This window comes from Rhodococcus tibetensis (genome assembly GCF_024438035.1).
Classification (GTDB): domain Bacteria; phylum Actinomycetota; class Actinomycetes; order Mycobacteriales; family Mycobacteriaceae; genus Rhodococcus_F; species Rhodococcus_F tibetensis.
The window spans coordinates 198,686-222,581 of record NZ_JANFQF010000009.1 but is presented as its reverse complement, the minus strand read 5'-3'; the positions used below and the strand labels follow the sequence as shown (position 1 = coordinate 222,581).

At 65.9% G+C, this 23,896-nt stretch carries 25 protein-coding genes, 1 tRNA gene and 1 rRNA gene; 26 read left to right on the top strand and 1 reads right to left on the bottom strand.

The genetic code is table 11. The features are described from left to right. The 19 genes from rrf to NOF53_RS13310 form a co-directional block, all read left to right on the top strand. A 5S ribosomal RNA gene (rrf, locus tag NOF53_RS13400) occupies positions 1-108 on the top strand; the annotation flags it as partial. A 60-nt stretch (positions 109-168) separates the two neighbouring features. After that, positions 169-1,152, top strand: a complete 984-nt coding sequence (locus NOF53_RS13395; RefSeq protein WP_255968992.1) for a tetratricopeptide repeat protein — start codon at positions 169-171, stop codon at positions 1,150-1,152. Beyond that, a complete protein-coding gene (locus tag NOF53_RS13390; protein WP_255968990.1) occupies positions 1,149-2,165 on the top strand; it encodes an HAD-IIA family hydrolase in 1,017 nt (338 codons plus the stop codon). Before NOF53_RS13395 ends, NOF53_RS13390 begins: the two co-directional genes overlap by 4 nt. A gap of 91 nt (positions 2,166-2,256) precedes the next feature. After that, a complete protein-coding gene (locus NOF53_RS13385; protein WP_255968988.1) occupies positions 2,257-2,484 on the top strand; it encodes a hypothetical protein in 228 nt (75 codons plus the stop codon). Between the two features lies 1 nt (position 2,485). Next, positions 2,486-3,346: a TlyA family RNA methyltransferase gene (locus tag NOF53_RS13380; protein WP_255968986.1), complete on the top strand. Its 861-nt coding sequence runs from the start codon at positions 2,486-2,488 to the stop codon at positions 3,344-3,346. After that, positions 3,343-4,305 (top strand): NAD kinase, encoded by a 963-nt coding sequence (locus NOF53_RS13375; protein ID WP_255968984.1) that lies wholly within the window; start codon positions 3,343-3,345, stop codon positions 4,303-4,305. The genes NOF53_RS13380 and NOF53_RS13375 overlap by 4 nt, the downstream gene beginning before the upstream one ends. A gap of 2 nt (positions 4,306-4,307) precedes the next feature. Beyond that, positions 4,308-6,080, top strand: coding sequence for a DNA repair protein RecN (recN, locus tag NOF53_RS13370; protein WP_255968983.1), 1,773 nt, complete (start codon positions 4,308-4,310; stop codon positions 6,078-6,080). 91 nt (positions 6,081-6,171) lie between these two features. Beyond that, complete coding sequence (gene steA, locus NOF53_RS13365) at positions 6,172-7,356, top strand: putative cytokinetic ring protein SteA (protein ID WP_255968981.1); 1,185 nt, start codon at positions 6,172-6,174, stop codon at positions 7,354-7,356. Next, complete coding sequence (locus NOF53_RS13360; RefSeq protein WP_255968972.1) at positions 7,353-8,303, top strand: copper transporter; 951 nt, start codon at positions 7,353-7,355, stop codon at positions 8,301-8,303. Before steA ends, NOF53_RS13360 begins: the two co-directional genes overlap by 4 nt. A gap of 144 nt (positions 8,304-8,447) precedes the next feature. Next, complete coding sequence (pyrG, locus tag NOF53_RS13355) at positions 8,448-10,220, top strand: CTP synthase (RefSeq protein ID WP_255968970.1); 1,773 nt, start codon at positions 8,448-8,450, stop codon at positions 10,218-10,220. A gap of 13 nt (positions 10,221-10,233) precedes the next feature. Beyond that, a complete protein-coding gene (locus tag NOF53_RS13350) occupies positions 10,234-10,893 on the top strand; it encodes an NUDIX domain-containing protein (RefSeq protein ID WP_255968969.1) in 660 nt (219 codons plus the stop codon). A gap of 4 nt (positions 10,894-10,897) precedes the next feature. Continuing rightward, positions 10,898-11,821: a site-specific tyrosine recombinase XerD gene (xerD, locus tag NOF53_RS13345; protein WP_255968967.1), complete on the top strand. Its 924-nt coding sequence runs from the start codon at positions 10,898-10,900 to the stop codon at positions 11,819-11,821. Positions 11,822-11,981: 160 nt separating this feature from the next. After that, positions 11,982-12,881: a ParA family protein gene (locus tag NOF53_RS13340; RefSeq protein WP_374212609.1), complete on the top strand. Its 900-nt coding sequence runs from the start codon at positions 11,982-11,984 to the stop codon at positions 12,879-12,881. Next, complete coding sequence (locus tag NOF53_RS13335; protein ID WP_255968965.1) at positions 12,882-13,763, top strand: segregation and condensation protein A; 882 nt, start codon at positions 12,882-12,884, stop codon at positions 13,761-13,763. Then, on the top strand, positions 13,760-14,494 hold the full coding sequence (gene scpB / locus NOF53_RS13330) for an SMC-Scp complex subunit ScpB (RefSeq protein ID WP_255968963.1): 735 nt from the start codon (positions 13,760-13,762) through the stop codon (positions 14,492-14,494). Before NOF53_RS13335 ends, scpB begins: the two co-directional genes overlap by 4 nt. 18 nt (positions 14,495-14,512) lie before the next feature. Continuing rightward, positions 14,513-15,607 (top strand): pseudouridine synthase, encoded by a 1,095-nt coding sequence (locus tag NOF53_RS13325; RefSeq protein ID WP_255968960.1) that lies wholly within the window; start codon positions 14,513-14,515, stop codon positions 15,605-15,607. Beyond that, positions 15,604-16,293 carry a (d)CMP kinase gene (gene cmk, locus NOF53_RS13320; protein ID WP_255968958.1) on the top strand — a complete coding sequence of 230 codons (690 nt, stop codon included), beginning with the start codon at positions 15,604-15,606 and terminating at the stop codon, positions 16,291-16,293. Before NOF53_RS13325 ends, cmk begins: the two co-directional genes overlap by 4 nt. Next, positions 16,290-17,717 carry a ribosome biogenesis GTPase Der gene (gene der, locus NOF53_RS13315; RefSeq protein WP_255968956.1) on the top strand — a complete coding sequence of 476 codons (1,428 nt, stop codon included), beginning with the start codon at positions 16,290-16,292 and terminating at the stop codon, positions 17,715-17,717. Before cmk ends, der begins: the two co-directional genes overlap by 4 nt. A gap of 85 nt (positions 17,718-17,802) precedes the next feature. Then, positions 17,803-17,879 (top strand) — tRNA-Pro (locus NOF53_RS13310). A gap of 101 nt (positions 17,880-17,980) precedes the next feature. On the opposite strand, the gene NOF53_RS13305 is transcribed toward NOF53_RS13310, so the two are convergent. Then, positions 17,981-18,745 carry a L,D-transpeptidase gene (locus NOF53_RS13305; RefSeq protein WP_255968954.1) on the bottom strand — a complete coding sequence of 255 codons (765 nt, stop codon included), beginning with the start codon at positions 18,743-18,745 and terminating at the stop codon, positions 17,981-17,983. A gap of 150 nt (positions 18,746-18,895) precedes the next feature. Between NOF53_RS13305 and NOF53_RS13300 the strand changes: the two genes are divergently transcribed. The 7 genes from NOF53_RS13300 to NOF53_RS13270 all read left to right on the top strand — a co-directional run bounded on the left by NOF53_RS13300 (position 18,896) and on the right by NOF53_RS13270 (position 23,891). After that, on the top strand, positions 18,896-19,336 hold the full coding sequence (locus NOF53_RS13300) for an SRPBCC family protein (RefSeq protein WP_308213816.1): 441 nt from the start codon (positions 18,896-18,898) through the stop codon (positions 19,334-19,336). A gap of 85 nt (positions 19,337-19,421) precedes the next feature. Beyond that, on the top strand, positions 19,422-20,039 hold the full coding sequence (locus tag NOF53_RS13295; RefSeq protein WP_255968950.1) for an NUDIX hydrolase: 618 nt from the start codon (positions 19,422-19,424) through the stop codon (positions 20,037-20,039). A gap of 40 nt (positions 20,040-20,079) precedes the next feature. Beyond that, positions 20,080-21,114: an SMP-30/gluconolactonase/LRE family protein gene (locus NOF53_RS13290; protein ID WP_255968948.1), complete on the top strand. Its 1,035-nt coding sequence runs from the start codon at positions 20,080-20,082 to the stop codon at positions 21,112-21,114. Between the two features lie 145 nt (positions 21,115-21,259). After that, complete coding sequence (locus NOF53_RS13285) at positions 21,260-21,883, top strand: CDP-alcohol phosphatidyltransferase family protein (protein WP_255968946.1); 624 nt, start codon at positions 21,260-21,262, stop codon at positions 21,881-21,883. After that, positions 21,883-22,746: a DUF881 domain-containing protein gene (locus tag NOF53_RS13280; RefSeq protein ID WP_255968944.1), complete on the top strand. Its 864-nt coding sequence runs from the start codon at positions 21,883-21,885 to the stop codon at positions 22,744-22,746. Before NOF53_RS13285 ends, NOF53_RS13280 begins: the two co-directional genes overlap by 1 nt. A 31-nt stretch (positions 22,747-22,777) precedes the next feature. After that, positions 22,778-23,140, top strand: coding sequence for a small basic family protein (locus NOF53_RS13275; RefSeq protein ID WP_255968942.1), 363 nt, complete (start codon positions 22,778-22,780; stop codon positions 23,138-23,140). Then, positions 23,103-23,891, top strand: coding sequence for a DUF881 domain-containing protein (locus NOF53_RS13270; RefSeq protein ID WP_305086838.1), 789 nt, complete (start codon positions 23,103-23,105; stop codon positions 23,889-23,891). The genes NOF53_RS13275 and NOF53_RS13270 overlap by 38 nt, the downstream gene beginning before the upstream one ends. Positions 23,892-23,896 lie beyond the last annotated feature (5 nt).

Here is a 23,896-nt window from a genome sequence, read left to right as displayed (position 1 = left end):
CATAGCGGAGGGGAAACGCCCGGACCCATTCCGAACCCGGAAGCTAAGCCCTCCAGCGCCGATGGTACTGCACTCGACAGGGTGTGGGAGAGTAGGACACCGCCGAACATCCGTTACCGAAAGGGGACCCAACATACTGGGTCCCCTTTCGTCGTTTGTGTGAAAGGAATGACAGTGTCGGAGAGCGACGACGGACGTCGATCCTTCCGCGGAGGCGGTGCCTCCAATACAGGACGAGGCGGTGCCTCCAATTCGGACCGGGGCGGTGCCTCCAATTCGGACCGGGGCGGTGCCTCCGGTTCGAACAGAGGTGGCGCGTCGGACGGTGGCCGTGGTGGTTCGTTCGGCGGTCCGCGGCGCGATTCTCGCGGCGGCGGCCCCGGCAATGACCGTCGAGGCGGCCAGCGCCGTGGGGGCGAGGGCGGATTCACGCCGCGTGGCCGTGATGGCGACCGTCCGCAGCGGCAGGATGCCCGTCCCGACGAACCTGATCTGCCTGACAATGTCGAGGCCGGGGAACTGGATCCTACTGTCCGGCGGGACCTGCTGAGCTTGGACAAAACGAACGCGAATACCGTTGCGCGGCATCTGGTGATGGCAGGCAAGCTGGTCGACGACGATCCCAGGCTCGCCCTGGCGCACGCGCGTGCGGCGCGTCAGCGGGCCGGCCGTATCGCCGTGGTTCGTGAGGCCGCGGGCATCACCGCCTACCACGCTGGTGAGTGGGCCGAAGCACTGTCCGAGTTGCGTGCCGCACGTCGGATGGCGGGTGGTCCTGGACTTCTCGCCGTGATGGCGGATTGCGAACGTGGCCTGGGTCGACCGGAGCGGGCGATCGAGCTGGGTCGGAGTGAAGAAGCAGCGGCTCTGTCGGGTGACGACGCCGCTGAGCTGCGCATGGTGGTCGCAGGTGCTCGCATGGACTTGGGGCAGTTCGATCAGGCCGTGGTCACGTTGCAGACGCCGGACCTCGACGCGTCCCGAACCGGTTCGGGTGCCGCCCGCCTCTTCTACGCCTATGCCGACGCCCTGGTGGCAGCCGGCCGTATCGAAGACGGACTGAAGTGGTTCCTCAATTCGGCGGCCGCAGACCTCGAAGGCGATACCGACGCGGAGGAGCGTGTGGCGGAGCTGACCGGAGACGATCAGTGACCGTGAAGCACGGCGGGGCGTCGTCGCTGCGTGAACGCTACGACGCTCTGCTTCTCGACCTGGACGGCACCCTGTACCAGGGACCGCAGGCGATTCCCGGTGCCCGCGAGGCTCTGGCGACAGGGACGCAATCTCTGTACTACGTGACCAACAATGCGAGCCGTAGCCCGAGTGAGGTCGCAGCGCACCTGACCGAGCTCGGCTTCGACGCCTCGGAGGCGAGGGTGGTCACGAGTTCGCAGTCTGCAGCGCGACTCCTAGCCGAGAAGATCGACCCCGCCACTGCTGTACTGGTCGTCGGGACGGAGGCCTTGGCGGACGAAGTTGCGCGGGTCGGATTGCGTCCGGTGCGTTCGTTTACGGATTTCCCGGTGGCGGTGGTTCAGGGCCATTCGCCGAAAACGGATTGGGCGATTCTCGCGGAAGCGACTCTCGCGATCCGGTCGGGCGCTCTCTGGGTGGCAGCCAACGTCGATTCGACCCTCCCCACCGAGCGTGGACTGGTTCTGGGCAATGGATCGATGGTTGCGGCTCTGCGCACTGCGACGTCCCGTGAACCTCTGGTCGCCGGTAAACCGGCCGCGCCTCTGATGGAGGATGCGATGCGCCGCAGCAAGTGCTCTCGGCCGCTGGTCGTGGGCGACAGGCTCGACACCGACATCGAGGGCGCCAACGCCGTGGGCGTCGAGTCGTTGTTGGTACTTACCGGCGTCAGCACCGCCATCGATGTCCTGCGGGCCACCGAGGAACAACGCCCCACCTACGTCGCCTCCGAACTGGACGCCCTCAACCGGCCTGGTGAGGAATCGACAGTAGGCGAGGACCGCCGGTACTCCGTCGAGTTCGACGGCACAGATCTGGTGATCGAACCGAAGGGCGGATCGATCGGCACGGTCGATTCGGCGACGCTGCTCCGGCACGTGGCTGTGTCGGCGTGGAAGTACCCCGAGTTCGGCCGCGTCACCTCCACCGACCCGGCGGTCAACGCGCTCGTGTCTGGTTGGGGTGCCTGACCGCGCATCCTCGAGCGCCCGCAGATCCTTTGTCGGCGGCGCGCGGTTCGCTGTATGCGTATCCGAAAGGGATCGACTAGCGTTGTGCCCGATGAGCACGCCAATACCGCGCCCGGGAGCCCATCTAGCTGGGCCTACGCCGAGTGTTGACCCCGAAAAGATTTCCGCCGAGGTAAACGGATTGCTGTCGCGGCTCGACGCCGTCGAACCCGATCCCGACGACCGGCACGGAGTCGGTGTCATCCCGAAGAAGGCGCATCTCCTCGAGAAGGCCCACGACGTTCTGGTGGAAGCGCTCGCCGCCGTGGACAAGAGCTGAGGTGGCCCGACGCGCACGGGTGGATGCCGAACTCGTTCGGCGGGGACTGGCCCGGTCTCGTGAGCATGCACAGGAACTCATCTCGTCCGGCAGGGTGCTGATCTCCGGCGTAACCGCAACGAAACCTGCGACCGCCGTCGAGGCGGGCACGCCGCTGCGGGTGGTCGAGGTGGACGACGAGGTGTCCTGGGCCTCGCGAGGCGCACACAAGTTACTCGGAGCTCTCGAAGCGTTCGGGCCCAGCGGGCTCGCGGTCGAGGGAAAACGGTGTCTCGACGCCGGAGCCTCGACCGGAGGCTTCACAGATGTACTTCTCCACCACGGCGCCCGGGAGGTGGTCGCGGTGGATGTCGGCTACGGGCAATTGGTGTGGCGGTTGCAATCCGACGACCGGGTTCATGTGGTCGATCGCACCAATGTGCGATCGATCGACGCCGAGCGCATCGGCGGACCGGTCGAACTGGTGGTCGCGGACCTGTCGTTCATTTCCCTCAAACTCGTGCTGCCGGCCTTCGTCGCGTGTGTGGCGACCGGAGCAGATCTCGTTCCGATGGTGAAGCCGCAGTTCGAGGTCGGTAGGGACCATGTGGGGTCGGGCGGAGTGGTTCGCGACCCCGAACTGAGGGTGGCTGCCGTGCACGATGTCGCGAAGGCCGCAGAATCGCTCGGACTGCGTACGCTGGGAGCCGTCGCGAGCCCGTTGCCGGGACCGTCCGGAAATGTGGAGTACTTTCTGTGGCTCCGCTCGGGTGCCGGTGCCGGTGCTGCGCCGGAGCCGGGTGTCGTACCCGGGATGGATGATGAACCGGCCGACTCGATCGAAGAGTTGATTCGCACCGCGGTGCAGGAAGGACCACAGTGAGGGGCGGAAGCAGCGGCACGGCACGCGACAGCCGGGAGATTCTGCTGGTGGCGCACCCGGGCCGTGCTGAGATCACGGAGACGGCGCGGCGCGTCGGCGAAATCTTCAAGAGTGCCGGAATCGGTATGCGCGTTCTCGTCGACGAGGTCGACAACACACGCATCGAACCGATGGACGGCATGGCACCCGACGAGTTCCTGGTGCCCGGATTCGAGGTGTCGATCGTCCAGGCCGGTCCTGATGCAGCGCTCGGTTGTGAGATGGTGCTGGTACTGGGGGGCGATGGCACGTTCCTTCGGGCAGCGGAACTTGCTCAGGCGGCGTCCATTCCGGTCCTGGGAATCAATCTCGGCCGTATCGGATTCCTCGCCGAAACGGAAGCCGAACATCTCGACGAGGCACTCGGCCAGGTGGTGCGCCGCGAGTACCGGGTGGAGCATCGTATGACGCTGGACGTCGTCGTCCGGGTGGACGACGAGATCATCGAGCGGGGGTGGGCGCTCAACGAGGCGAGCATCGAGAACCGGTCCAGGCTCGGCGTTCTCGAGGTGGTACTCGAAGTCGACGGCCGCCCAGTGTCGGCGTTCGGGTGCGACGGAGTACTCATCTCGACACCGACGGGGTCGACGGCCTACGCCTTCTCCGCGGGCGGTCCCGTAGTGTGGCCCGAACTCGAAGCCCTGCTGGTGGTTCCGAGCAATGCGCACGCACTGTTCGCGCGGCCGCTCGTGACCAGCCCGGAGTCGATCATCGCTGTCGAGACGGTGGCCGGCAGTCACGACGGTCTGGTGTTCTGTGACGGTAGGAGAACGCTCGAACTTCCGGCGGGTGCACGGGTGGAAGTGGTGCGCGGTAAGGAACCAGTTCGCTGGGTGCGACTCGACTCGGCACCGTTCGCCGATCGCATGGTGCGAAAGTTCGAGCTGCCCGTCACCGGGTGGCGAGGAAGGAAACCCTAGACGTGCTCGCAGAGATCAGGATCGACAACCTCGGTGTGATCTCCGAGGCGTCGGCGCAGTTCCACGAAGGTTTGACAGTACTCACCGGTGAGACCGGTGCCGGAAAGACGATGGTGGTGACGAGCCTCCATCTGCTCAGCGGTGCTCGGGCGGATGCCGGCCGGGTGCGTCTCGGCGCGCCGCGGGCCGTCGTCGAAGGTCGTTTCGTGACAGACGAGAATTCGGACCACGTCGAGCGCGCCGTCACCGAGCTGCTCGAGTCGACGGGTGCCGAACGGGACGAGGACGGCACCATCATCGCCGTGCGAACCGTCAGCAGCGACGGCCGCTCACGCGCGCACCTCGGTGGCCGCAGTGTCCCAGCGGGAGTGCTCTCCGAATTCACCGATCCGCTGCTCACCGTGCACGGACAGAACGACCAACTGCGGTTGCTGCGCCCCGACCAGCAGCGTGCTGCGCTCGACCGGTTCGCGGAAAAGACCGTCGGCCCCTTGCTGGCGCGATACCGCAAACACCGTGACGAGTGGATGACCGCGCGATCGGAGTTGATCGAACGAACGGGACGTACGCGCGAGCTCGCGCAGGAGGCCGACCAGTTGACGTTCGCGCTCAACGAAATCGACGGCATCGCCCCCACCCCCGGTGAAGACGAGTCGATCGTCGCCGAGGTGCGCCGACTCAGCGAACTCGACTCCCTGCGGTCGGCAGCGCAAGAAGCGCAGACCGCGCTTGCCGGCGGTGACGAGATGGATGGTGACGATGCGTCGCCGCCCGCACTCGACCTGTTGTCCGAAGCCCGTGCCCGCATCGAGTCCGCCACCGATCCCGACCTCGACGGGCTGGGCCCGCGTCTTGCGGACGCCATCGCCGTGGTGACAGACGTGTCTGCCGACCTCACCACCTACCTGACCGGACTGCCCGCAGACCCCGGGGCACTGGATTCGCTGCTGTCGAGGCAGGCCGAACTCAAGAACCTCACTCGCAAGTACGCAGCGGACGTCGATGGTGTGCTCGAGTGGGCTGAGAACGCACGGGCGCGGCTCGAGAAGATCGACGTGTCGTCCGATGCGCTGTCCGCGCTGACGAAGCAGGTTGAGGAGTCGGCGGCGGCGACGTCGGAGGCGGCATCGAAACTCACCGCCGCCCGCGTGAAGGCTGCGGCCAAGCTCGCCAAGGCAGTGAGTTCGGAGCTGTCCGGTCTCGCGATGGGTCGCGCGGCCCTCGATGTGTCGGTACGCGCGCGTGCGGCGGGGCCGCAGGACACCGCTCCGCTCACCGTCGACGGCGCGCAGGTGCATGCCGGGTCGTCGGGCGTCGACGAAGTCGAATTCCGTTTGTCGGCCCATAGCGGTGCACAGTCGCTGCCGATCAGCAAAAGCGCCTCGGGCGGTGAGCTTTCCCGGGTGATGCTTGCCCTCGAGGTGGTGCTGGCCGGATCCGATTCGGGTGCGACGATGGTGTTCGACGAGGTCGACGCCGGGGTCGGCGGCCGCGCTGCAGTCGAGATCGGCAGGCGACTGGCCAGGCTGGCGAGAACCCACCAGGTGATCGTCGTGACCCACCTGCCGCAGGTGGCCGCCTTTGCCGATACCCATCTGGTGGTCGACAAGGTCGACGACGCCGACGGGGTCGTCAGTAGCGGTGTGCGCACCCTCACCGACGACGAGCGGGTGGTGGAACTGGCCAGGATGCTCGCCGGGCTCGACGACACCGAAACCGGTCGCGCGCACGCGGAGGAACTGCTGGCCACGGCAAACGCGGAACGGACCTCCTGAAAGAAAACTCTTGGTGGTGGTGGTACCGATGTGGTAGTTGGTTCGGCGCGCCTCCGCAGGTGCACCGTGTATCCGCGTCATCATCGAAGCCATGAAGATGCCGGCACTGCTGTCACGAAGCACCGAAACTTTGCCTGGGGTCAGCGGCATCGCCAGGGTGGACCGCAACACAGCCAAACTGCTGAGGCGTGTCGGGCCCGGCGACGTCGTCGTTCTCGACGAGCTCGACCTCGACCGCGGTACCGCGGACGCCTTGGTCAAGGCCGGCGTTCTCGCAGTGGTCAACGCGTCTCCATCGATTTCGGGGCGCTATCCGAATCTCGGACCGGAGGTGATCGTCGCCAACGGGATCCTGCTGATCGATTCGGCAGGAACCGAGGTCTTCAAAAGCATCAAGGACGGAAGCAAGGTACGGATCGACGGCGGTTGCCTCTATTCGGGCGAGCGGCGCATTGCCAAGGGTGACGAGCAGACCGAGGCCGAGATCTCCGATCGGATGATCGAGGCGAAGACTGGACTGGTCGATCACCTGGAAGCGTTCTCCGGCAACACGATCGAGTTCATTCGCACCGAAAGTCCGCTGCTCATCGACGGGGTCGGAGTGCCGGATGTCGACGTCGACATGAAGGAACGGCACGTGGTGATCGTGTCCGACGGACCGGATCACGCGTCGGATCTGAAGAATCTCAAACCGTTCATCAAGGAGTACTCGCCGATCCTGATCGGGGTGGGGGCAGGCGCCGATGTTCTCAGATCGGCCGGTTACCGGCCCGACCTCATCGTCGGCGACCCCGAGGACATCAGCAGCGCGACGCTGAAGTCGGGTGCCGAGGTAGTGCTCCCGGCTGATCAGGACGGGCATGCCTCGGGCCTGTCCCGCATCCAGGACCTCGGAATAGGGGCAATGACGTTTCCGGCTTCCGGGTCTCCGTCCGACCTGGCGTTGCTCCTCGCCGATCACCACGGTGCCTCGCTGATCGTGACCGTGGGCAACACGGTTTCGCTCGACGAATTCTTCGACCGCGGCCGCCGTGACAGCAATCCGTCGGCGTTCATGACCCGCTTGAAGGTCGGACCCAAGTTGGTCGACGCCAAGGCCGTGGCGACCCTCTACCGGAGCAGGGTATCGGGCGGTGCCATCGCGCTGCTCGTGCTGGCCGCACTGGTCGCGGTGATCGTGGCTCTCGTGGTGTCGAATGTCGGTGGGGAAGCGCTGGACTGGGCTATCGCGACATGGAACAGCTTTGCGCTGTGGGTGCAGGGGTTCTTCAAGTGATTTCTCTGCGTCAACATGCCATCTCCATCGCGGCAATCTTCCTGGCGCTGGCAATCGGGGTGGTGCTGGGATCCGGCCTGCTGTCGAGCGGTCTCGTGTCCGGTCTCCGCGACGACAAGGTCGATCTACAGAACGACATCGAGAAGGCGAACGAACGCAACAACCAACTCACCGAGCAGTTGAACTCGGCCGACGGTTTCGACTCGGCAGTGGGTGGCCGCGTCGTGGCCGACGCCCTGGCGGGACGAACTGTCGTCGTGGTGACCACCCCCGACGCCGACCCCGCCGACCTCGACGGAGTGAACCGGATGATCGGGGTGGCTGGGGGCAGCGTCACCGGACGGGTGTCCCTGACGGACTCGTTTGTCGACGCCACTGGCGGCGACCGGCTGCGTACGGTCGTCAACAACGTGATCCCGGCCGGAGTCACCTTGAAGACGGGCGCCGTCGACCAGGGGAGCCTGGCGGGTGACCTCCTGGGCTCGGTCCTCACACTCGGCAAGGAGTCCGGTCAGCCGCAGAGTTCCCCGCAGGAGAGGGCGCTCGCCCTCGAGACGCTGCGGGGTGCGGGTTTCATCACCTACGACGACGGCGGGGTCGAGCCAGCGCAGCTCGCAGTAGTGCTCACCGGAGACCGTGACGTGGAGGACGGCGCCAGCGGTAACCGCGGTGCGGTGGTGGCCCGGTTCGCCGGAGCGTTGGACTCGCGCGGCGGCGGAGCCGTCCTCGCCGGCCGGCCGGCTTCAGCGCAGGGAAACGGTGCGGTCGCTGTCGCCCGTGCCGATGCCGCACTCTCGGCGGCTCTCACGACGATCGACAACATCGATCGCGAAGCGGGGAAGATCACCCTTCCGCTGGCACTGCAGGAACAGATCGGCGGCGGCGCCGGCCGCTACGGAACCGGACCCGGTACCACCGGAGTCACGGTCGGGGCCAAGCCCGCGTAGTGCACGTCACACCCGGAGGGAGCACAATCCCGGCGCGTTGTTTCCGGGAGGTCCGCGAAGGTGTTACCGTGAAGTCCCGTGGGTCGGCAGGCCCCAGCATTGCTCGAACAGACCAAGCCCTGCACAGTCGTCACGGGAGCCCCTTTGCCACAGTCACGCACTCACTCGCGTACCGCCACCAAGCACATCTTCGTCAGCGGCGGCGTCGCCTCCTCGCTCGGCAAGGGCCTTACAGCCTCGAGTCTGGGGCAATTGCTCACCGCGCGAGGGATGCGCGTGACCATGCAGAAACTGGATCCGTACCTCAACGTCGATCCAGGAACCATGAATCCGTTCCAACACGGTGAAGTATTCGTGACGGAAGACGGTGCCGAAACCGATCTCGACGTCGGCCACTATGAGCGCTTCCTCGATCGTGACCTCTCCGGTCAAGCGAATGTGACCACGGGCCAGGTGTATTCGACGGTCATCGCGAAGGAACGGCGCGGGGAATACCTCGGCGACACCGTTCAGGTCATTCCGCACATCACGGACGAGATCAAGAGCCGCATCCTTGCCATGAGCGGACCGGACCTCCAGGGTCAGCGTCCGGATGTCGTGATCACCGAGATCGGCGGCACCGTCGGCGACATCGAGTCGCAGCCCTTCCTCGAGGCCGCCCGTCAGGTGCGACACGATGTCGGCCGCGACAACGTCTTCTTCCTCCACGTCTCTCTGGTTCCGTACCTGGCGCCGTCGGGTGAACTGAAGACGAAGCCCACGCAGCACTCGGTTGCCGCGCTGCGGAACATCGGTATTCAGCCCGACGCGCTGATCCTGCGCTGTGACCGCGAGGTCCCGCCTGCGCTGAAGAACAAGATTGCCCTGATGTGCGACGTCGACGTCGACGGATGTATCTCGACTCCGGACGCGCCGTCGATCTACGACATTCCGAAGGTCCTCCACAGCGAGGGTCTCGATGCGTACGTGGTGCGCCAGTTGGGTCTGCCGTTCCGGGACGTGGACTGGACGGTGTGGGGAAATCTTCTCGAGCGCGTACACCAGCCGCGCGAGACGGTGCGCATCGCGCTCGTCGGCAAGTACGTCGACCTTCCGGACGCGTACCTGTCGGTTACCGAGGCGCTACGAGCGGGTGGCTTCGCGCACCGATCCAAGGTGGAGATCTCGTGGGTGCCTTCGGATGCCTGTGAGACCGAAGCCGGGGCGCAGGCCGCGCTGGGTGATGTCGACGGCGTGCTGATTCCCGGCGGTTTCGGGATCCGCGGTATCGAGGGCAAGCTCGGCGCCATCCGGTACGCGCGCCACCGCAAGATTCCGCTGCTCGGACTGTGCCTCGGATTGCAGTGCGTCGTGATCGAGGCCGCCCGCAGCGTGGGGCTCCAGGATGCCAACTCTGCGGAGTTCGAGCCGGAGACGACGCATCCCGTCATCTCCACGATGGCCGATCAGGAGGACGTAGTGGCCGGTGAAGCGGACCTCGGTGGAACGATGCGCCTCGGCGCGTACCCCGCCGTCCTGGCCAAGGGCTCGGTCGTCGCGCGCGCGTACGGCAGCGAGCAGGTTTCCGAGCGCCACCGGCACCGCTACGAGGTCAACAACGCCTACCGCGACCGCATCGCCAAGAGTGGTCTCCTCTTCAGTGGAACCTCTCCGGACGGACACCTCGTCGAGTTCGTCGAGTACCCGGCGAACCAGCACCCGTTCTTCGTCGCGACACAGGCACATCCGGAGCTCAAGAGCCGTCCCACTCGTCCGCATCCCCTGTTCGCAGCTTTCGTTGCAGCGGGGTTGACGTACAAACTCGAAGAGCGTCTGCCGGTCGACGTCCACGGTGAGGAGCGCACGGTCGAGGTCGCGGTGGCCGACGACGAGGTGGCCGCAGCCACCGACCGGGCATCGATCGACAGCGCCGGATAAGTCGAGACGGCGCATGACCGATTCCGATCGGCACGAATTCGACATTCTCGACTCGCGAATCGTCTACAGCGGGGCCATCCTGGCGCTGCGTCTCGACGAGGTGGCGATGCCGAATGGGCGGACAGCTGAACGAGAGGTTGTCGAGCATCACGGCGCAGTTGCCGTCGTGGTGCTCGACGACGAGAACCGGCTCGTCCTCATCCACCAGTACCGGCACCCGGTGGGCCGCCGGTTGTGGGAGATCCCGGCGGGTTTGCTCGACGACCCGGACGAGGATCCGCTCGAGGCTGCGAAGCGGGAGTTGGCCGAGGAGACAGGACTCGGAGCGAAACAGTGGTCGGTTCTCGTGGATGTGGCTGTCTCGCCCGGATTCACGGACGAATCGGTGCGGGTGTATTTCGCGCGGGACCTCTACACCGTCGACCGGCCCGAACCCGAACATGAAGAGGCCGACCTCGAGATAGCGCGGTTTCCGCTCGACGAGGTGGTGGCGATGGTGCTGCGTGGTGAGATCGTCAACGCCACTGCGGTGTCGGGGATCATGTCGCTGGCTGCCGTTCGGTCGCAGCCGGACACCCAGCTGCGCGACCGGCATGCACCGTGGGTCGACCGTCCCGTGACGTTCAGTGACAGAAAGCGGTCACCCGTCGGGGACGAAACCGCGGAAGCATGATCCGGTGATTGCGCGGCAGGTCGACACGTATCTCGACCACATGGCAGTCGAGCGCGGCGCTGCCCGCAACACCATCGGCTCCTATCGGCGTGACCTGTCCCGGTACACCCAGTTTCTTGCGGATCGGGGGATCACGGACATTGCACGGGTCCGCGAGCGGGACGTCAGTGAGTTCGTGATCGCGTTGCGAAGCGGTGACCCCGACCGCGACTTGCCGGCACTCGCAGCGAGTTCGGCCGCCCGCGCGTTGATCGCAGTGCGTGGGTTGCACCGTTTCGCTGCCGCGGAAGGTATGGCGGCGGTGGACGTGGCCCGTGAAGTCCGGCCGCCCTCGCCCGCCAAACGGCTTCCGAAGTCGTTGCCCGTCCGCGAGGTGCTGTCGCTACTCGAGGCAGTCGGTGGCGGGGGACCTTCGGACGGCCCACGGACGGTACGCGACCGCGCGCTTCTCGAGTTGCTGTACTCCACCGGTGCACGTATCTCCGAAGCGGTCGGCCTCGACGTAGACGATATCGACACCGAGAACCGCTCCGTTCTACTCAGGGGCAAGGGCGGCAAGCACCGGGTCGTCCCGGTGGGCAGACCCGCGGTCGAATCGCTCGACGCCTACCTCATCCGCGGCCGGCCGGCGCTGCTGTCGCGGGGCACGCCCGCACTCTTCCTCAACGTCCGCGGTGGTCGACTGTCCCGGCAGAGCGCCTGGAAGGTGCTGCAGACGGCCGCGGAGGCGGCCGGGATCACCGTGGCGGTGTCGCCGCACACGCTGCGGCACTCGTTCGCCACCCACCTTCTCGACGGGGGTGCGGACGTACGCGTCGTCCAAGAGTTGCTCGGGCACGCCTCCGTCACGACGACGCAGATATACACCCTGGTGACGGTGGGTGCCCTGCGTGAAGTGTGGGCGGAAGCGCATCCGAGGGCACGGTAGGGGAACGCGTGTCGAGAGGAATATTCGCGGTACGAAGCGGTAGCGTTCGTATAACGATGTGTGATCGACAGCGAGCATCGAGAGAACAGGGGATCATCGGACCGTGGTGACACCGCAGCCGCCAGCAGCGGAGTCAGAGCACTCGCAATCGGAGGGCGACATGTTCGACATGCGGCAGACCGACCCCGCAGCTCTGTTCGACGACACTGCTGTCGAACCGCGCGAGCTCGGCCCCACCGGGAGACCGACCCGTGAGGTGCCGGAACCCACTCCGCTGCCGTCCCACGGTCCGGCGAAGATCGTCGCGATGTGCAACCAGAAGGGTGGAGTCGGGAAGACGACGTCCACCATCAACCTGGGCGCGTCGCTGGCCGAGTACGGCCGTCGCGTACTGCTCGTCGATCTCGATCCGCAGGGTGCGCTGTCGGCAGGTCTCGGCGTGGCGCACCACGATCTCGACCTCACCGTGCACAACCTGCTCGTCGAACCCCGCGTGTCGATCGACGACGTGCTGATGCGGACGCGGGTCGAAGGTCTCGACCTGTTGCCGAGCAACATCGACCTCTCAGCCGCAGAGATCCAGCTCGTCACCGAGGTCGGCCGTGAGCAGACCCTCGGGCGGGTGTTGCATCCTGTGCTGGACCGGTACGACTACGTCCTCATCGATTGCCAGCCGTCTCTCGGGCTGCTGACCGTCAACGCCCTCGCCTGCGCGGACTCGGTGATCATCCCGATGGAATGCGAGTACTTCAGTCTGCGTGGTCTGGCCCTGCTCAACGACACGGTCGAAAAGGTGCACGACCGTCTGAACCCGAGGCTCGAACTCGCTGGGATCGTGGTGACCATGTTCGACGCACGCACGCTGCACGCCCGGGAGGTGATGGCCCGGGTGGTCGAGGTGTTCGGCGACCTGGTGTATGACACGGTGATCAACCGGACCGTGCGATTCCCGGAGACTTCGGTGGCCGGTGAGCCGATCACCACCTGGGCCCCGAAATCGACCGGTGCCGAGGCATACCGTGCGTTGGCCCGCGAGGTCATCCACCGTTCCGGCCGGTAAGTGGTGAACACTCAGGACATCGTGGCTCCACCTCAGACCGAGGACCCCGGCACGGCATCGGTGACGGACGAGCCGCACGGCGAGCAGACGCCCACCGTCAAGGCAGGATTCCGGGTAACCCTCCGGAACTTCGAAGGACCGTTCGATCTGCTGCTCACGCTCATCAATCAGCGTGAACTGGACGTGACGGAAGTCGCGCTCCATCAGGTGACCGACGACTTCATCGTCTACACCCGCGAACTCGGGGCGGAGATGGGCCTCGACCAGACCACAGAGTTCCTTGTCGTCGCCGCGACACTTCTCGACCTCAAGGCGGCGCGACTTCTGCCTGCCGGACAGGTGGAGGATGCCGAGGACCTGGCGCTGCTCGAAGCCCGTGACCTGCTGTTTGCCCGCCTGCTCCAGTATCGCGCGTACAAGCAGGCAGCCCAGCTGTTCGGCGAACTCGAAGCCGCGGCACTACGGCGGTACCCGCGATCGGTCGCATTGGAAGACCAGTTCACGAGGCTGCTGCCCGAGGTGTTGCTGGGCGTCGACCCGCAGCGGTTCGCCGAGATCGCCGCGACCGTGTTCACCCCCCGCCCGACGCCGACAGTGGGACTCGACCACCTGCACGACATGCACGCGGTGTCGGTGCCCGAGCAGGCGGCTCGGGTGCTGGATCTGCTCCGTGAACGTGGCGCCGGCGAATGGGCGAGCTTCGGCGATCTGGTGGCGGAGTGCGAGGTAGCTGTAGAGATCGTCGCCCGATTCCTGGCGCTGCTCGAGCTGTACCGCGAGCAGTCGGTGCTGTTCGAGCAGCCCGTGCCTCTCGGTGAATTGATGGTGAGCTGGACCGGGGACGACGTCCGTCTCCCGGTGACCGAGGAGGATTACGGATGAGCTCGGCCCCGCACGACGAGCCCGACGCCATCAGTGAAGAGGAGCCGGATGCCACCGGCGGTGACGATGGGCCGGATGCCACCGGCGGTGACGATGAGCTGTCGGACCCCGAACTCGAGGCCGTTCTGGAGTCGCTGCTCCTGATCGTCGATTCACCGGCAGGGGTCGATCTGCTCTCCTCCGTGACCGGTGCTTCTGTGAAACGCATCACGGAGACCCTGAACCGGATGTCTGCCGAGCTCACGGCCCGCAGTAGTGGCATGGACCTCCGATATGCCGGTGACGGTTGGCGTCTCTACACCCGCACCGTCTACGCGCCCTACGTCGAGCGACTACTGCTGGACGGGGCGCGCTCGAAGTTGACGAGGGCTGCTTTGGAGACTCTCGCTGTCGTGGCATACCGTCAACCGTTGACCCGCGCACGGATCAGTGCGGTGCGCGGCGTCAATGTGGATGGGGTGGTGCGCACGCTTCTCGCTCGCGGATTGATCGCCGAAGCCGGCGTCGATCCCGATACCAACGCCACGCAGTACTCGACGACGGAGCTTTTCCTGGAACGGCTCGGCTTGGCCTCTCTGGCCGATCTGCCCGCCCTGGCACCGTTGCTTCCGGACGTGGACCTGATAGACGACATCAGCGACAGTCTGGAATCTGACCCACGATTTGCGAGAATGAATAAAGCCACGGTGTCCACGGACAAGTTGGACACTGGGCTCGACACCGAAGACTGACAGGGATCGTAGAAAAAAGTGAAGAAACCCGCTCGCCGAGATGGCACACCGGATCGCAACAACAACAAGAAGCATCGCACCGACAGGTCGGAGACCGGACACCGGTCAGGCAGGTCGGAGACCTCCGAGCGCTCAGGTCGGCCGGACGCCGCGAAGAGTCGCTCTGGCAGGCCGGACGCCGCGAAGGGTCGCTCGGGTCCGCCGGACGCCGCGAAGAGTCGCTCTGGCAGGCCGGACGCCGCGGTCGCCACGAACAAGCGCGGCAAGCCGAAGTCGGCCAAACCGCAGCGCGCGCAGACGCAGGCGCCCAAGGTCAGCAATGCCAAGCCCGCCCGGCATCAGCACGCAGACACCGAACGACCCGTGGGTCCCCCGCAGGGCGACGGTGTGCGGTTGCAGAAGGTGCTCGCCCAGGCCGGAGTCGCGTCGCGGCGCGCCGCCGAGGAACTGATCTCCCGGGGGCGAGTCGAAGTCGACGGTCGCATCGTGATCGAGCAAGGATTGCGTATCGACCCCGAGAACGCTGTCGTTCGCGTGGACGGTGTGCGCGTCGTCGTCCAGAAAGATCTGGTTCATCTCGCGCTGAACAAGCCTCGCGGTTGGCAGTCGACTATGTCCGACGACCTCGGTCGTCCGTGCGTGGGTGACATCGTTTCGGAGCGGGTCGCCGCCGGTCAGCGGCTGTTCCACGTGGGCCGCCTCGACGCCGACACCGAGGGTCTGCTTTTGCTGACGAACGACGGCGATCTGGCTCATCGGCTCATGCACCCGTCGTTCGAGGTGTCGAAGACCTATCTGGCAACGGTGTCCGGCGCCCTCGAGCGCGGTGTCGGAAAGAAGCTCAAAGAGGGCGTCGAACTCGACGACGGACCGGCGAAAGTCGACACCTTCACCCTCCTCGACATCAACGAGGGCAAATCCCTGGTCCGGGTCACGCTCCACGAAGGCCGCAAGCACATCGTGCGCCGGCTGTTCGACGCAGTCGGGCACCCGGTGATCCGGCTCGTCCGCACGGACATCGGCCCCGTAGCACTCGGCGAACAGCGCCCGGGAACGCTGCGGGTACTCGGCCGCGGCGAGGTCGGCGGCCTGTACGGGGCGGTGGGCCTGTGAGCGCCTCGTCGCTGGTCGTCGCAATGGACGGCCCGTCCGGAACCGGGAAGTCGAGTGTGTCGCGTCAGCTCGCGCAACAGCTCGGTGCCCGCTACCTCGACACCGGTGCCATGTACCGGATCGCGACCTTGCACGTGCTCCGCAAGGGAGTGGACCTCGGGGATCCCGATGCGATCGCCGACGCCACCGCCGGTCTGCCGTGGTCGATCGGCACCGACCCCACGCGTGAGCAGGTTCTGCTCGACGGTGAGGACGTCGCCCAGGAGATTCGTGGTGACGCGGTCACCAAGGCTGTCTCCGCCGTCTCGGCCGTCCCCGCAGTACGCGCTCGCCTCGTCGACGCGCAGCGACGTCTGACGGGTGAGGCGAGCCGGATCGTCGTGGAAGGCAGGGACATCGGAACCGTCGTCCTGCCCGACGCCGACGTGAAGATCTTCCTCACCGCTTCGGCGGCCGCCCGCGCTCAACGCAGGAACGCGCAGAACCTCGCGGAGGGACGAGGTGACGATTACGCCGAGGTCCTCGCCGACGTCGAGCGTCGCGACCACCTCGACTCCACGCGTGCCGTGTCGCCGTTGCGACCGGCCGACGATTCTGTGCTGGTCGACACCAGCGAACTCGGAATCGACGACGTGATCGGCAGGTTGCTGCTGGTGGTAAGCGAGAGAACTGGAGCAGTGCAGTGACCGAACAATTCACAACCGAGTTCGCGGGCGACGGAACGTGGAGCGAAGAGTCCGACTGGGAAGTCGTCGATCTGGAGGACGGAACCGACGGCGAAGCCCATGTCCCTGTTCCCACCGTTGCGGTCGTAGGCCGGCCGAACGTGGGTAAGTCCACCCTGGTCAACCGCATCATCGGTCGTCGCGAGGCGGTCGTCGAGGACATTCCCGGCGTGACCCGCGACCGCGTTTCCTATGAGGCCAACTGGAGCGGGCGCCGATTCCTGGTGCAGGACACGGGTGGTTGGGAGCCCGATGCGAAGGGGCTCCAGCAGTCGGTGGCGCGGCAGGCGGAGCTGGCGATGCAGACCGCGGACGCGATTCTCCTCGTGGTCGACGCCGTCGTCGGCGCCACCGCCACGGATGAGGCTGTCGCCAAGGTGTTGCGCCGATCCAAGACTCCGGTCTTGCTCGTAGCCAACAAGGTTGATGACGGTCGCACCGAATCCGAAGTTGCAGCATTGTGGTCGCTGGGCCTCGGGCAGCCGCATTCGGTGAGCGCGACACACGGCCGCGGTACCGGCGATCTCCTCGACGAGGTTCTCGCCGCACTGCCCGAAACCCCTCGCGAAGGGATTCCGGGTGGCGGTCCGAGGCGTGTCGCTCTGGTCGGGAAACCGAACGTCGGCAAGTCGAGTCTGCTGAACAAGTTGTCGGGTGACGAGCGTTCCGTCGTCCACAACGTCGCGGGCACGACCGTCGACCCGGTCGACTCCATCGTCGAGCTCGGCGGCCGGCCGTGGCGTTTCGTCGACACGGCCGGTCTGCGCAAGCGCGTCAGTCATGCGAGTGGCGCCGAGTTCTACGCCTCGCTGCGCACGAAGAGTGCCATCGAGGCGGCCGAGGTCGCAATTCTGCTCATCGACGCGTCGGAGCCGATCTCGGAACAGGACCTCCGGGTGCTCAGCATGGTGGCCGACGCGGGCCGGGCGCTCGTGATCGCCTTCAACAAGTGGGATCTTGTCGACGAGGATCGCCGCCTGCAGCTCGATCGGGAAGTCGACCGGGACCTGGTCCGGGTGCCGTGGGCTCAGCGGGTCAACATCTCGGCGCACACGGGTCGGGCGGTGCAGAAGTTGGTACCCGCGCTGGATACGGCGCTCGAGTCCTGGGACAAGCGCATCCCGACCGGCCGGCTCAACAACTGGCTCAAGGAGGTCGTGGCTGCCACCCCGCCGCCGATGCGTGGTGGGCGTCTCCCGCGGGTGATGTTCGCCACCCAAGCCGGGACCCGGCCGCCGACATTCGTCTTGTTCACCACCGGGTTCCTCGAGGCCGGATACCGACGCTTCCTCGAGCGGCGACTGCGTGAGGAGTTCAACTTCGACGGCAGCCCCGTCCGAATCTCTGTTCGTGTCCGGGAGAAGCGGGACCGACGCGGGCGTTAAGTTGCGAGATCGCCCTTGACCAGGCGATTAGCGTTCAGGACTGCCACTGATGTAATCTCATCGAGCACCTGAACGCGGGTGTGGACGGGCTGTGGCGCAGCTTGGTAGCGCACTTGACTGGGGGTCAAGTGGTCGCAGGTTCAAATCCTGTCAGCCCGACCATAGAGAAGGTGAGAGGGTGTTTCCGCGGAGGCGGAGACACCCTCTCTTCGTTTCGAATCTGATCGTCCCTGCTTCGTGCACACCGCTCGATCTCGGCGTAGTCAGTCCGTGACGATGACCGGGTCGCCGATCTTGGCGTTGTCGTAGAACCATCGTGCGTTCTCGATGCTGAGATTGATGCATCCGTGGCTGACGTTCTCGTGCCCCTGCGAGGCGACCGACCACGGGGCGCCATGGATGAAGATCCCGCCCCACGTGATGCGGGTGGCGTACTCCACGTAGAGCCGGTATCCCTCCGGCGAGTCGATCGGGACACCGTACGTCGACGAGTCCATCACCATGTCGCGGAACTTCTCGAGGACGGGGAACGTGCCGAGCGGTGTTTCGTAGCCGGGTTTACCCATCGACGTGGGCATGGTCTGCACCACCCGGTCGTTGATGCTGACGGTGAACTGGTGCGTCGTCGTGTTCGCCACGGCAACCAGCGCGTCTCCTACCTGGAACTGCGTCTTCGATCCCGCGAATTCGACGGTGACTGCGGTGTTCGCCGGCCAGAAACCGTCCGGGGCCCAACGCAACTCGGTGTCGTCGATCCAGGAAAAGTGTCCGGTCGCAGGCTTAGACGGTGAAATCGCGACGGCGCGCTCGGTGCTCGCGCGGTCGGCAACCGGTGATGGGAACCGGATAGTGACCGGATGAGCGACGCCGACGACCTGGCCGCTCGCAGGGGCGATGGCCGGTGCGAAAACTGCTGCCGTGACGGTCGGCGGCGCGGCGGAGCCGGGGCCACTTACTCCGCACAAGGCCAGGGCGGCGAGAAACGCCACGAGAAACAGGCGTGCACCGTGCTGCTGCGCTTTCCGCATGGCCGTCAGCCCTTCGCATCACTGTGAGCTCATTTCAGTCAAACACAGCGCTGTCCGAGAGCGGAACCGAAGAGATGTCACGACTTCATGACTGCACTGCGGTCGCACGAGTACCGTCAGTTCCGGGAAGTCAGCGAGACGGAGGCGCACATGTCCGGACGATTCGAAGGCACCGTGGTGATCGACCGCCCCATCGAGTACGTGTTCGCCTACCTCGCGGCAGGCATCAACGACCCTGACTTCAGTCCCCGCGTGCAGAAGATTACGAAGTCCACCGACGGACCTCCCGGAGTCGGGACGGTGTTCGTGAGCACCGTCAAGGATGCAGGAATGACCACCACTCGGGAGATCGAGCTGACCGAGTTCGAGGCACCGCGAACGATCCGGTGGACCGAGCGTTCCCAGAACATCGTGACCGCGAAGAATGGCGGCTACGACCTCGAGTCGGCCGGAGCCGGCACGAAACTCACGATTTTCAACGAGTTGGAAGGACATGGAATCGGCAAGCTGATCGCGCCCCTCGCCGTCCGAGCCGCGCGAAAGGACGCGCCGGACTTCGCTCGGCGAATCAAGGCCGCTGCGGAGAAATGATCTTCCGGGCGCTCAGCCGTCGGCGGGGCGCACCGAGCGAGCGAAACGACAGGAAAACCCGACGACGGGCCGATAGTGTCGGGTGATGGATGATGCGCCCGCACTCGACATGAATACTCTCGCCGACGCGCTCGCACATTTCGAACCGCGGATAGTGGACCCGGCCAATCGTCGCTCGGCAGCAGTCGTGATCGCCGTGATGAACGACGGCGCAGGCGGGCAGGCCGTCCCACTCACCATGCGTCCCACCAAGATGCGAGCGCACCCAGGGCAGTTCGCGTTGCCCGGGGGAGGCATCGACTCGGGCGAGACCGGTGAGGACGCCGCGCGCCGCGAACTGCACGAAGAACTCGGTCTCGACGTGGAGCCGTCCGCAGTCCTCGGCAGACTCGACGACTACGTCACCCGCTCCGGGTACGTCATCACGCCGTTCGTCGTATGGTCGGATCGATCGATCACCTCTCTCGTTCCCCATCTCGAAGAAGTCGCGGACGTCTTCGCAGTGGGACTCTCCGAAATCGACACCGAACCGCGGTTCGTCGAAATACCCGAATCGTCGAAACCGGTGATCCAATGGCCGTTCCGACGACACCTGGTGCACGCGCCGACAGGTGCCGTGGTGTACCAGTTCCGGGAAGTCGCGCTACACGGTCGCCACACGCGGATCGACGGGTTCGACCAACCCGTGTTCGCCTGGCGTTAGCAACATCACGACCGAGCCCTGCGCGACTAGGGTTCACCCTGTGACCATTTTCGCGTCAGTGGCCCGCAAGCTCGACCGCACCGGCGTCGACCCCGTTGCCTGGCACGCTCCCGCGCCACCGGCTCGCACAGGCCTTCTCGCGCCCAACGGACTACTGGACGACGCCCAGCGATGGAGCTTGCCGTCCGGTGAAGGTCCCGAAGACGTCGCCGTCGATGCCGAGGGGCGCGTGATCACCGGCGGAAACGACGGTCGGATCTGGCGGTTCGACATTTCGGGAAAGGCCACCCCGATCGCCGACACCGGCGGACGTCCACTCGGCATCGAGGTGCTGGACGACGGCCGATTCCTCGTGTGTGACGCCGAGCGCGGGGTTCTTCGGGTAGACGACAAGGGACGCGTCGACGTGCTGGCCGAGTTCGCGGTGGGGCGGACGATCCTGGCGTGCAACAACTCTGCGGTCGGTCGTGACGGCATCGTGTATTTCACCGACTCCTCGGCCCGCTTCACCATCCCCGATCACCGTTACGACCTTCTCGAGCATCGGGGGACCGGCCGACTGCTCCGGCTGGATCCGAAGACAGGCGAGACCGATCTGCTCGCCGAGGGGTTGCAGTTCGCCAACGGCGTCGGATTGGCTGCGGACGAATCATTCGTCCTCGTCGCCGAGACCGGGGCGTATCGCATTTCCCGCGTCGAGTTGGCGGGTCCGTCTCAGGGCAGCGTGTCGGTGTGGGCGGAGAACCTGCCCGGTATCCCCGACAACATGACCTCCCAGACGTCGGCCGGCCTGTTCTGGGTTGCGCTCTACAGTCCGCGCATGAGAGTTCTCGACATGCTCGCGCCGTACCCGACGTTGCGAATCCTTGCAGCCAACCTGCCCGAAGCAGTGCAGCCGGCGCCGCAGCGCGTGGGCTGGGTGATCGCCCTCGACTCCAACGGCACGATCGTGCACAGCCTGCGCGGTGATAAAGGAAGCTACTCGCCCGTCACCGGCGTCCGCGAGCACGACGGGTGGTTGTATCTGGGCAGCCTGACCGCAGACTCCGTAGCCCGCGTCCGAGCGCCGCGATGATCGACACGTCCACGCAATCGGGCGAGTGACACGTGGCAAAGGGGGCCTACGGTCGCCTGAAGCCCGCACCTGTTGTGAAAGAGTGGCGAGAGCGGTGCGATGAGCAGCGCGGAACACTGCGCAATCGAGGGCTGGGGAGACTGTGGTGGATTCGGTGGACCGGGACATCGTGCGGTCGGACCGGATCGTGACCGTCCCCAACGTTCTCAGTGTCATCCGGTTGATCGGCGTGCCACTGTTCGTCTACCTCTTGCTCGTCACCCACGCCGACGGGTGGGCACTGGCCATCCTCATGATCAGTGGATTCACCGACTGGCTCGACGGCAAACTGGCGCGGGTACTGAACCAGTCGTCGAAGCTGGGGGCGCTCCTCGACCCGTTCGTCGACCGCCTCTACGTCGTGACCACCTTGGTGACGTTCGTGGTACGCGGGTTCATCCCGTGGTGGGTGGCTGCCATCCTCATCGGTCGTGACGCCGTTCTGGCTCTGACCTTGTTGATCTACCGGCGCCGCGGACTGCCGCCGCCGGAGGTGATCTACCTGGGCAAAGGTGCAACCTTCCTACTCATGTTCGCGCTTCCGATGATTCTCGCCGCGCACGTCGACTGGGATCTCGTCCCTTTGGCGAAGCCTGCGGGTGCCGCACTCCTGATCTGGGGCACAGTGTTGTACGTCTGGACGGGTCTGCTGTACACGGCCAGTGCGCTCGCCGTGGCGCGCACCGTTCCCGTGCGACCGCCGAGTGGCGACGGCCGCGAGGTTCGCTGATGAAACGTACCGACACCGGCGTCCGCAGGAACCCGGTGCCGTCCCTTCTCCGTTCCCTGATGAACGATCACCTGGATCCCGGCTACGAGGGCGCCGCCGAGGATCGCGAACAGGGTCACGTGCGACAGACCCGGGTGGGGAACCGAGTGTGGATTTCGCTCGGTGCGCTGCTGATCGGCCTGGTGCTCTCAGTCGCTTACCGCGAGGCCACCGAACGCCTCCCGGGTACCGAGCAGGTACGGGCAGAACTACTGGGCAAGGTGCACGACGCCGAAGCCCGTGTCGGAAGCCTCGAGGACACCCGCGACGTCCTGTCGGTTCGTGCCGATGACGCCCGCGCCGCAGCCTTGGCGGGCGATGCCCGGGGATCCGCCGTACTCGAGGAGCTGCGTGCGCTCGAGGGTGACGCCGCAGTCGAGGCCGTCCGCGGTCCGGGCCTGGTCGTGACGCTGACCGATCCCGCGGCACGGCCGAACCTCTCTGACTCTTCGCAGCGCTCCGTGGGCGGCAAGGCTGTGGTGCTCGACCGCGACCTTCAGTCGGTCGTCAATTCGTTGTGGGCGAGCGGTGCGGAAGCCGTCGCGGTCGGCGATGTGCGGATCGGTCCGACGGTGACGATCCGGCAGGCGGGCGGCGCGATGCTCGTGGACAATCAGCCCGTGTTCTCGCCATACGTGGTGTCCGCGATCGGACCGCAGGGGCCGATGCAGACCGGGTTCGTGGTGAGCGATGCGTATTTGCGGATGTCGAGCGTCGCTCAGTTGTACGGGATCGGCTTCTCGGTGGCAGAAGCAGACGAACTCGACCTTCCTGCCGCCCCCGCCCGCGAGGTACGGGCGGCGCAGGTGGCAGGAATTCGATGAGAGGGCGGAGTGAAATGGAGGCGGCACCGGAATGAAGGCAGCGCTCAAGGGCGGATCGGCCGTATACGGGGTTCTCGCCCTGATGGTGGGCATCGTGCTCGGAGTGGTGTTCAGCCCACAGGTTCCCGACGCCGTGCAGCCGTACCTGCCCATCGCCGTGGTCGCGGCACTCGACGCCGTGTTCGGCGGACTTCGTGCCTACCTGGACGAGATTTTCGATTCCAAGGTGTTCGTGGTCTCGTTCGTGTTCAACGTTCTGGTGGCCGCGCTGATCGTGTGGCTGGGGGACCAACTCGGAGTGGGCACCCAGTTGTCGACCGCGATCGTGGTGGTCCTCGGTATCCGGATCTTCGGCAATGCGGCGGCGCTCCGGCGACGCCTCTTCGGAGCGTGATCGGCCGGTGAGTGGTCACGAGGGCAGACACGAACTCCACCAGGACGAACCGGCGTCGCGCCGGTCCCACGTCGTCTTCGCCGTGCTGGCCGCCCTTCTCCTCGGTGGGCTGGGAATCGCGATCGTGACTCAGGTGAAGAACACCGGCTCCGGTGACACCCTCGACTCGGCGAGTCCGGCGGACCTCCTGGTCGTGCTCGATACGTTGAACCAGCGTGAGGCGGCCTTGCGGCAAGAGATCGCCTCCCTCGAGCAGACGCTGGCCACATTGCGGCAAAGCGGCAGCTCCGGTGCTGCTCTCGACGAGGCCCGCGCGCGATTGACTGCCTTGTCGATCCAGGTCGGAAGCGCACCGGCCGCGGGACCGGGAGTGACGATGAGCATCACCGACCCCGGCAAGGGAGTGGGCTCCGAAGTCCTCCTCGACCTCGTCCAAGAATTGCGGGCGGCAGGTGCCGAGGCCATCTCGTTGCAAGGTGCGCAGGGTGCACCCATCCGGATCGGCGTCGACTCCTGGGTGTCGGGGTCGGCGGGGGATCTCTCGGTGGACGGTCAGCGGATCACCGCGCCGTACAGCGTGGTCGCGATCGGGGATCCGCCGACCCTGGCGGCTGCACTCAACATTCCCGGCGGCGTGGTCGACACCGTCGCGCGCAGCGGTGGACAGCTGAAGATCGAACAATCACAGCAGGTCACGATCTCCGCCTTGCGGGAGTCGAAACCTCGCCAATACGCTCAGCCCGGAAATTGATCTTC

Coding starts and splice junctions, on each gene's coding strand:
- NOF53_RS13395 (WP_255968992.1), top strand. CDS start 169: ATGACAGTGTCGGAGAGCGACGACGGACGTCGATCCTTCCGCGGAGGC.
- NOF53_RS13385 (WP_255968988.1), top strand. CDS start 2,257: ATGAGCACGCCAATACCGCGCCCGGGAGCCCATCTAGCTGGGCCTACG.
- steA (WP_255968981.1), top strand. CDS start 6,172: ATGAAGATGCCGGCACTGCTGTCACGAAGCACCGAAACTTTGCCTGGG.
- NOF53_RS13350 (WP_255968969.1), top strand. CDS start 10,234: ATGACCGATTCCGATCGGCACGAATTCGACATTCTCGACTCGCGAATC.
- NOF53_RS13340 (WP_374212609.1), top strand. CDS start 11,982: ATGTTCGACATGCGGCAGACCGACCCCGCAGCTCTGTTCGACGACACT.
- scpB (WP_255968963.1), top strand. CDS start 13,760: ATGAGCTCGGCCCCGCACGACGAGCCCGACGCCATCAGTGAAGAGGAG.
- NOF53_RS13305 (WP_255968954.1), bottom strand. CDS start 18,745: ATGCGGAAAGCGCAGCAGCACGGTGCACGCCTGTTTCTCGTGGCGTTT.
- NOF53_RS13300 (WP_308213816.1), top strand. CDS start 18,896: ATGTCCGGACGATTCGAAGGCACCGTGGTGATCGACCGCCCCATCGAG.
- NOF53_RS13295 (WP_255968950.1), top strand. CDS start 19,422: ATGGATGATGCGCCCGCACTCGACATGAATACTCTCGCCGACGCGCTC.
- NOF53_RS13280 (WP_255968944.1), top strand. CDS start 21,883: ATGAAACGTACCGACACCGGCGTCCGCAGGAACCCGGTGCCGTCCCTT.
- NOF53_RS13275 (WP_255968942.1), top strand. CDS start 22,778: ATGAAGGCAGCGCTCAAGGGCGGATCGGCCGTATACGGGGTTCTCGCC.
- NOF53_RS13270 (WP_305086838.1), top strand. CDS start 23,103: ATGCGGCGGCGCTCCGGCGACGCCTCTTCGGAGCGTGATCGGCCGGTG.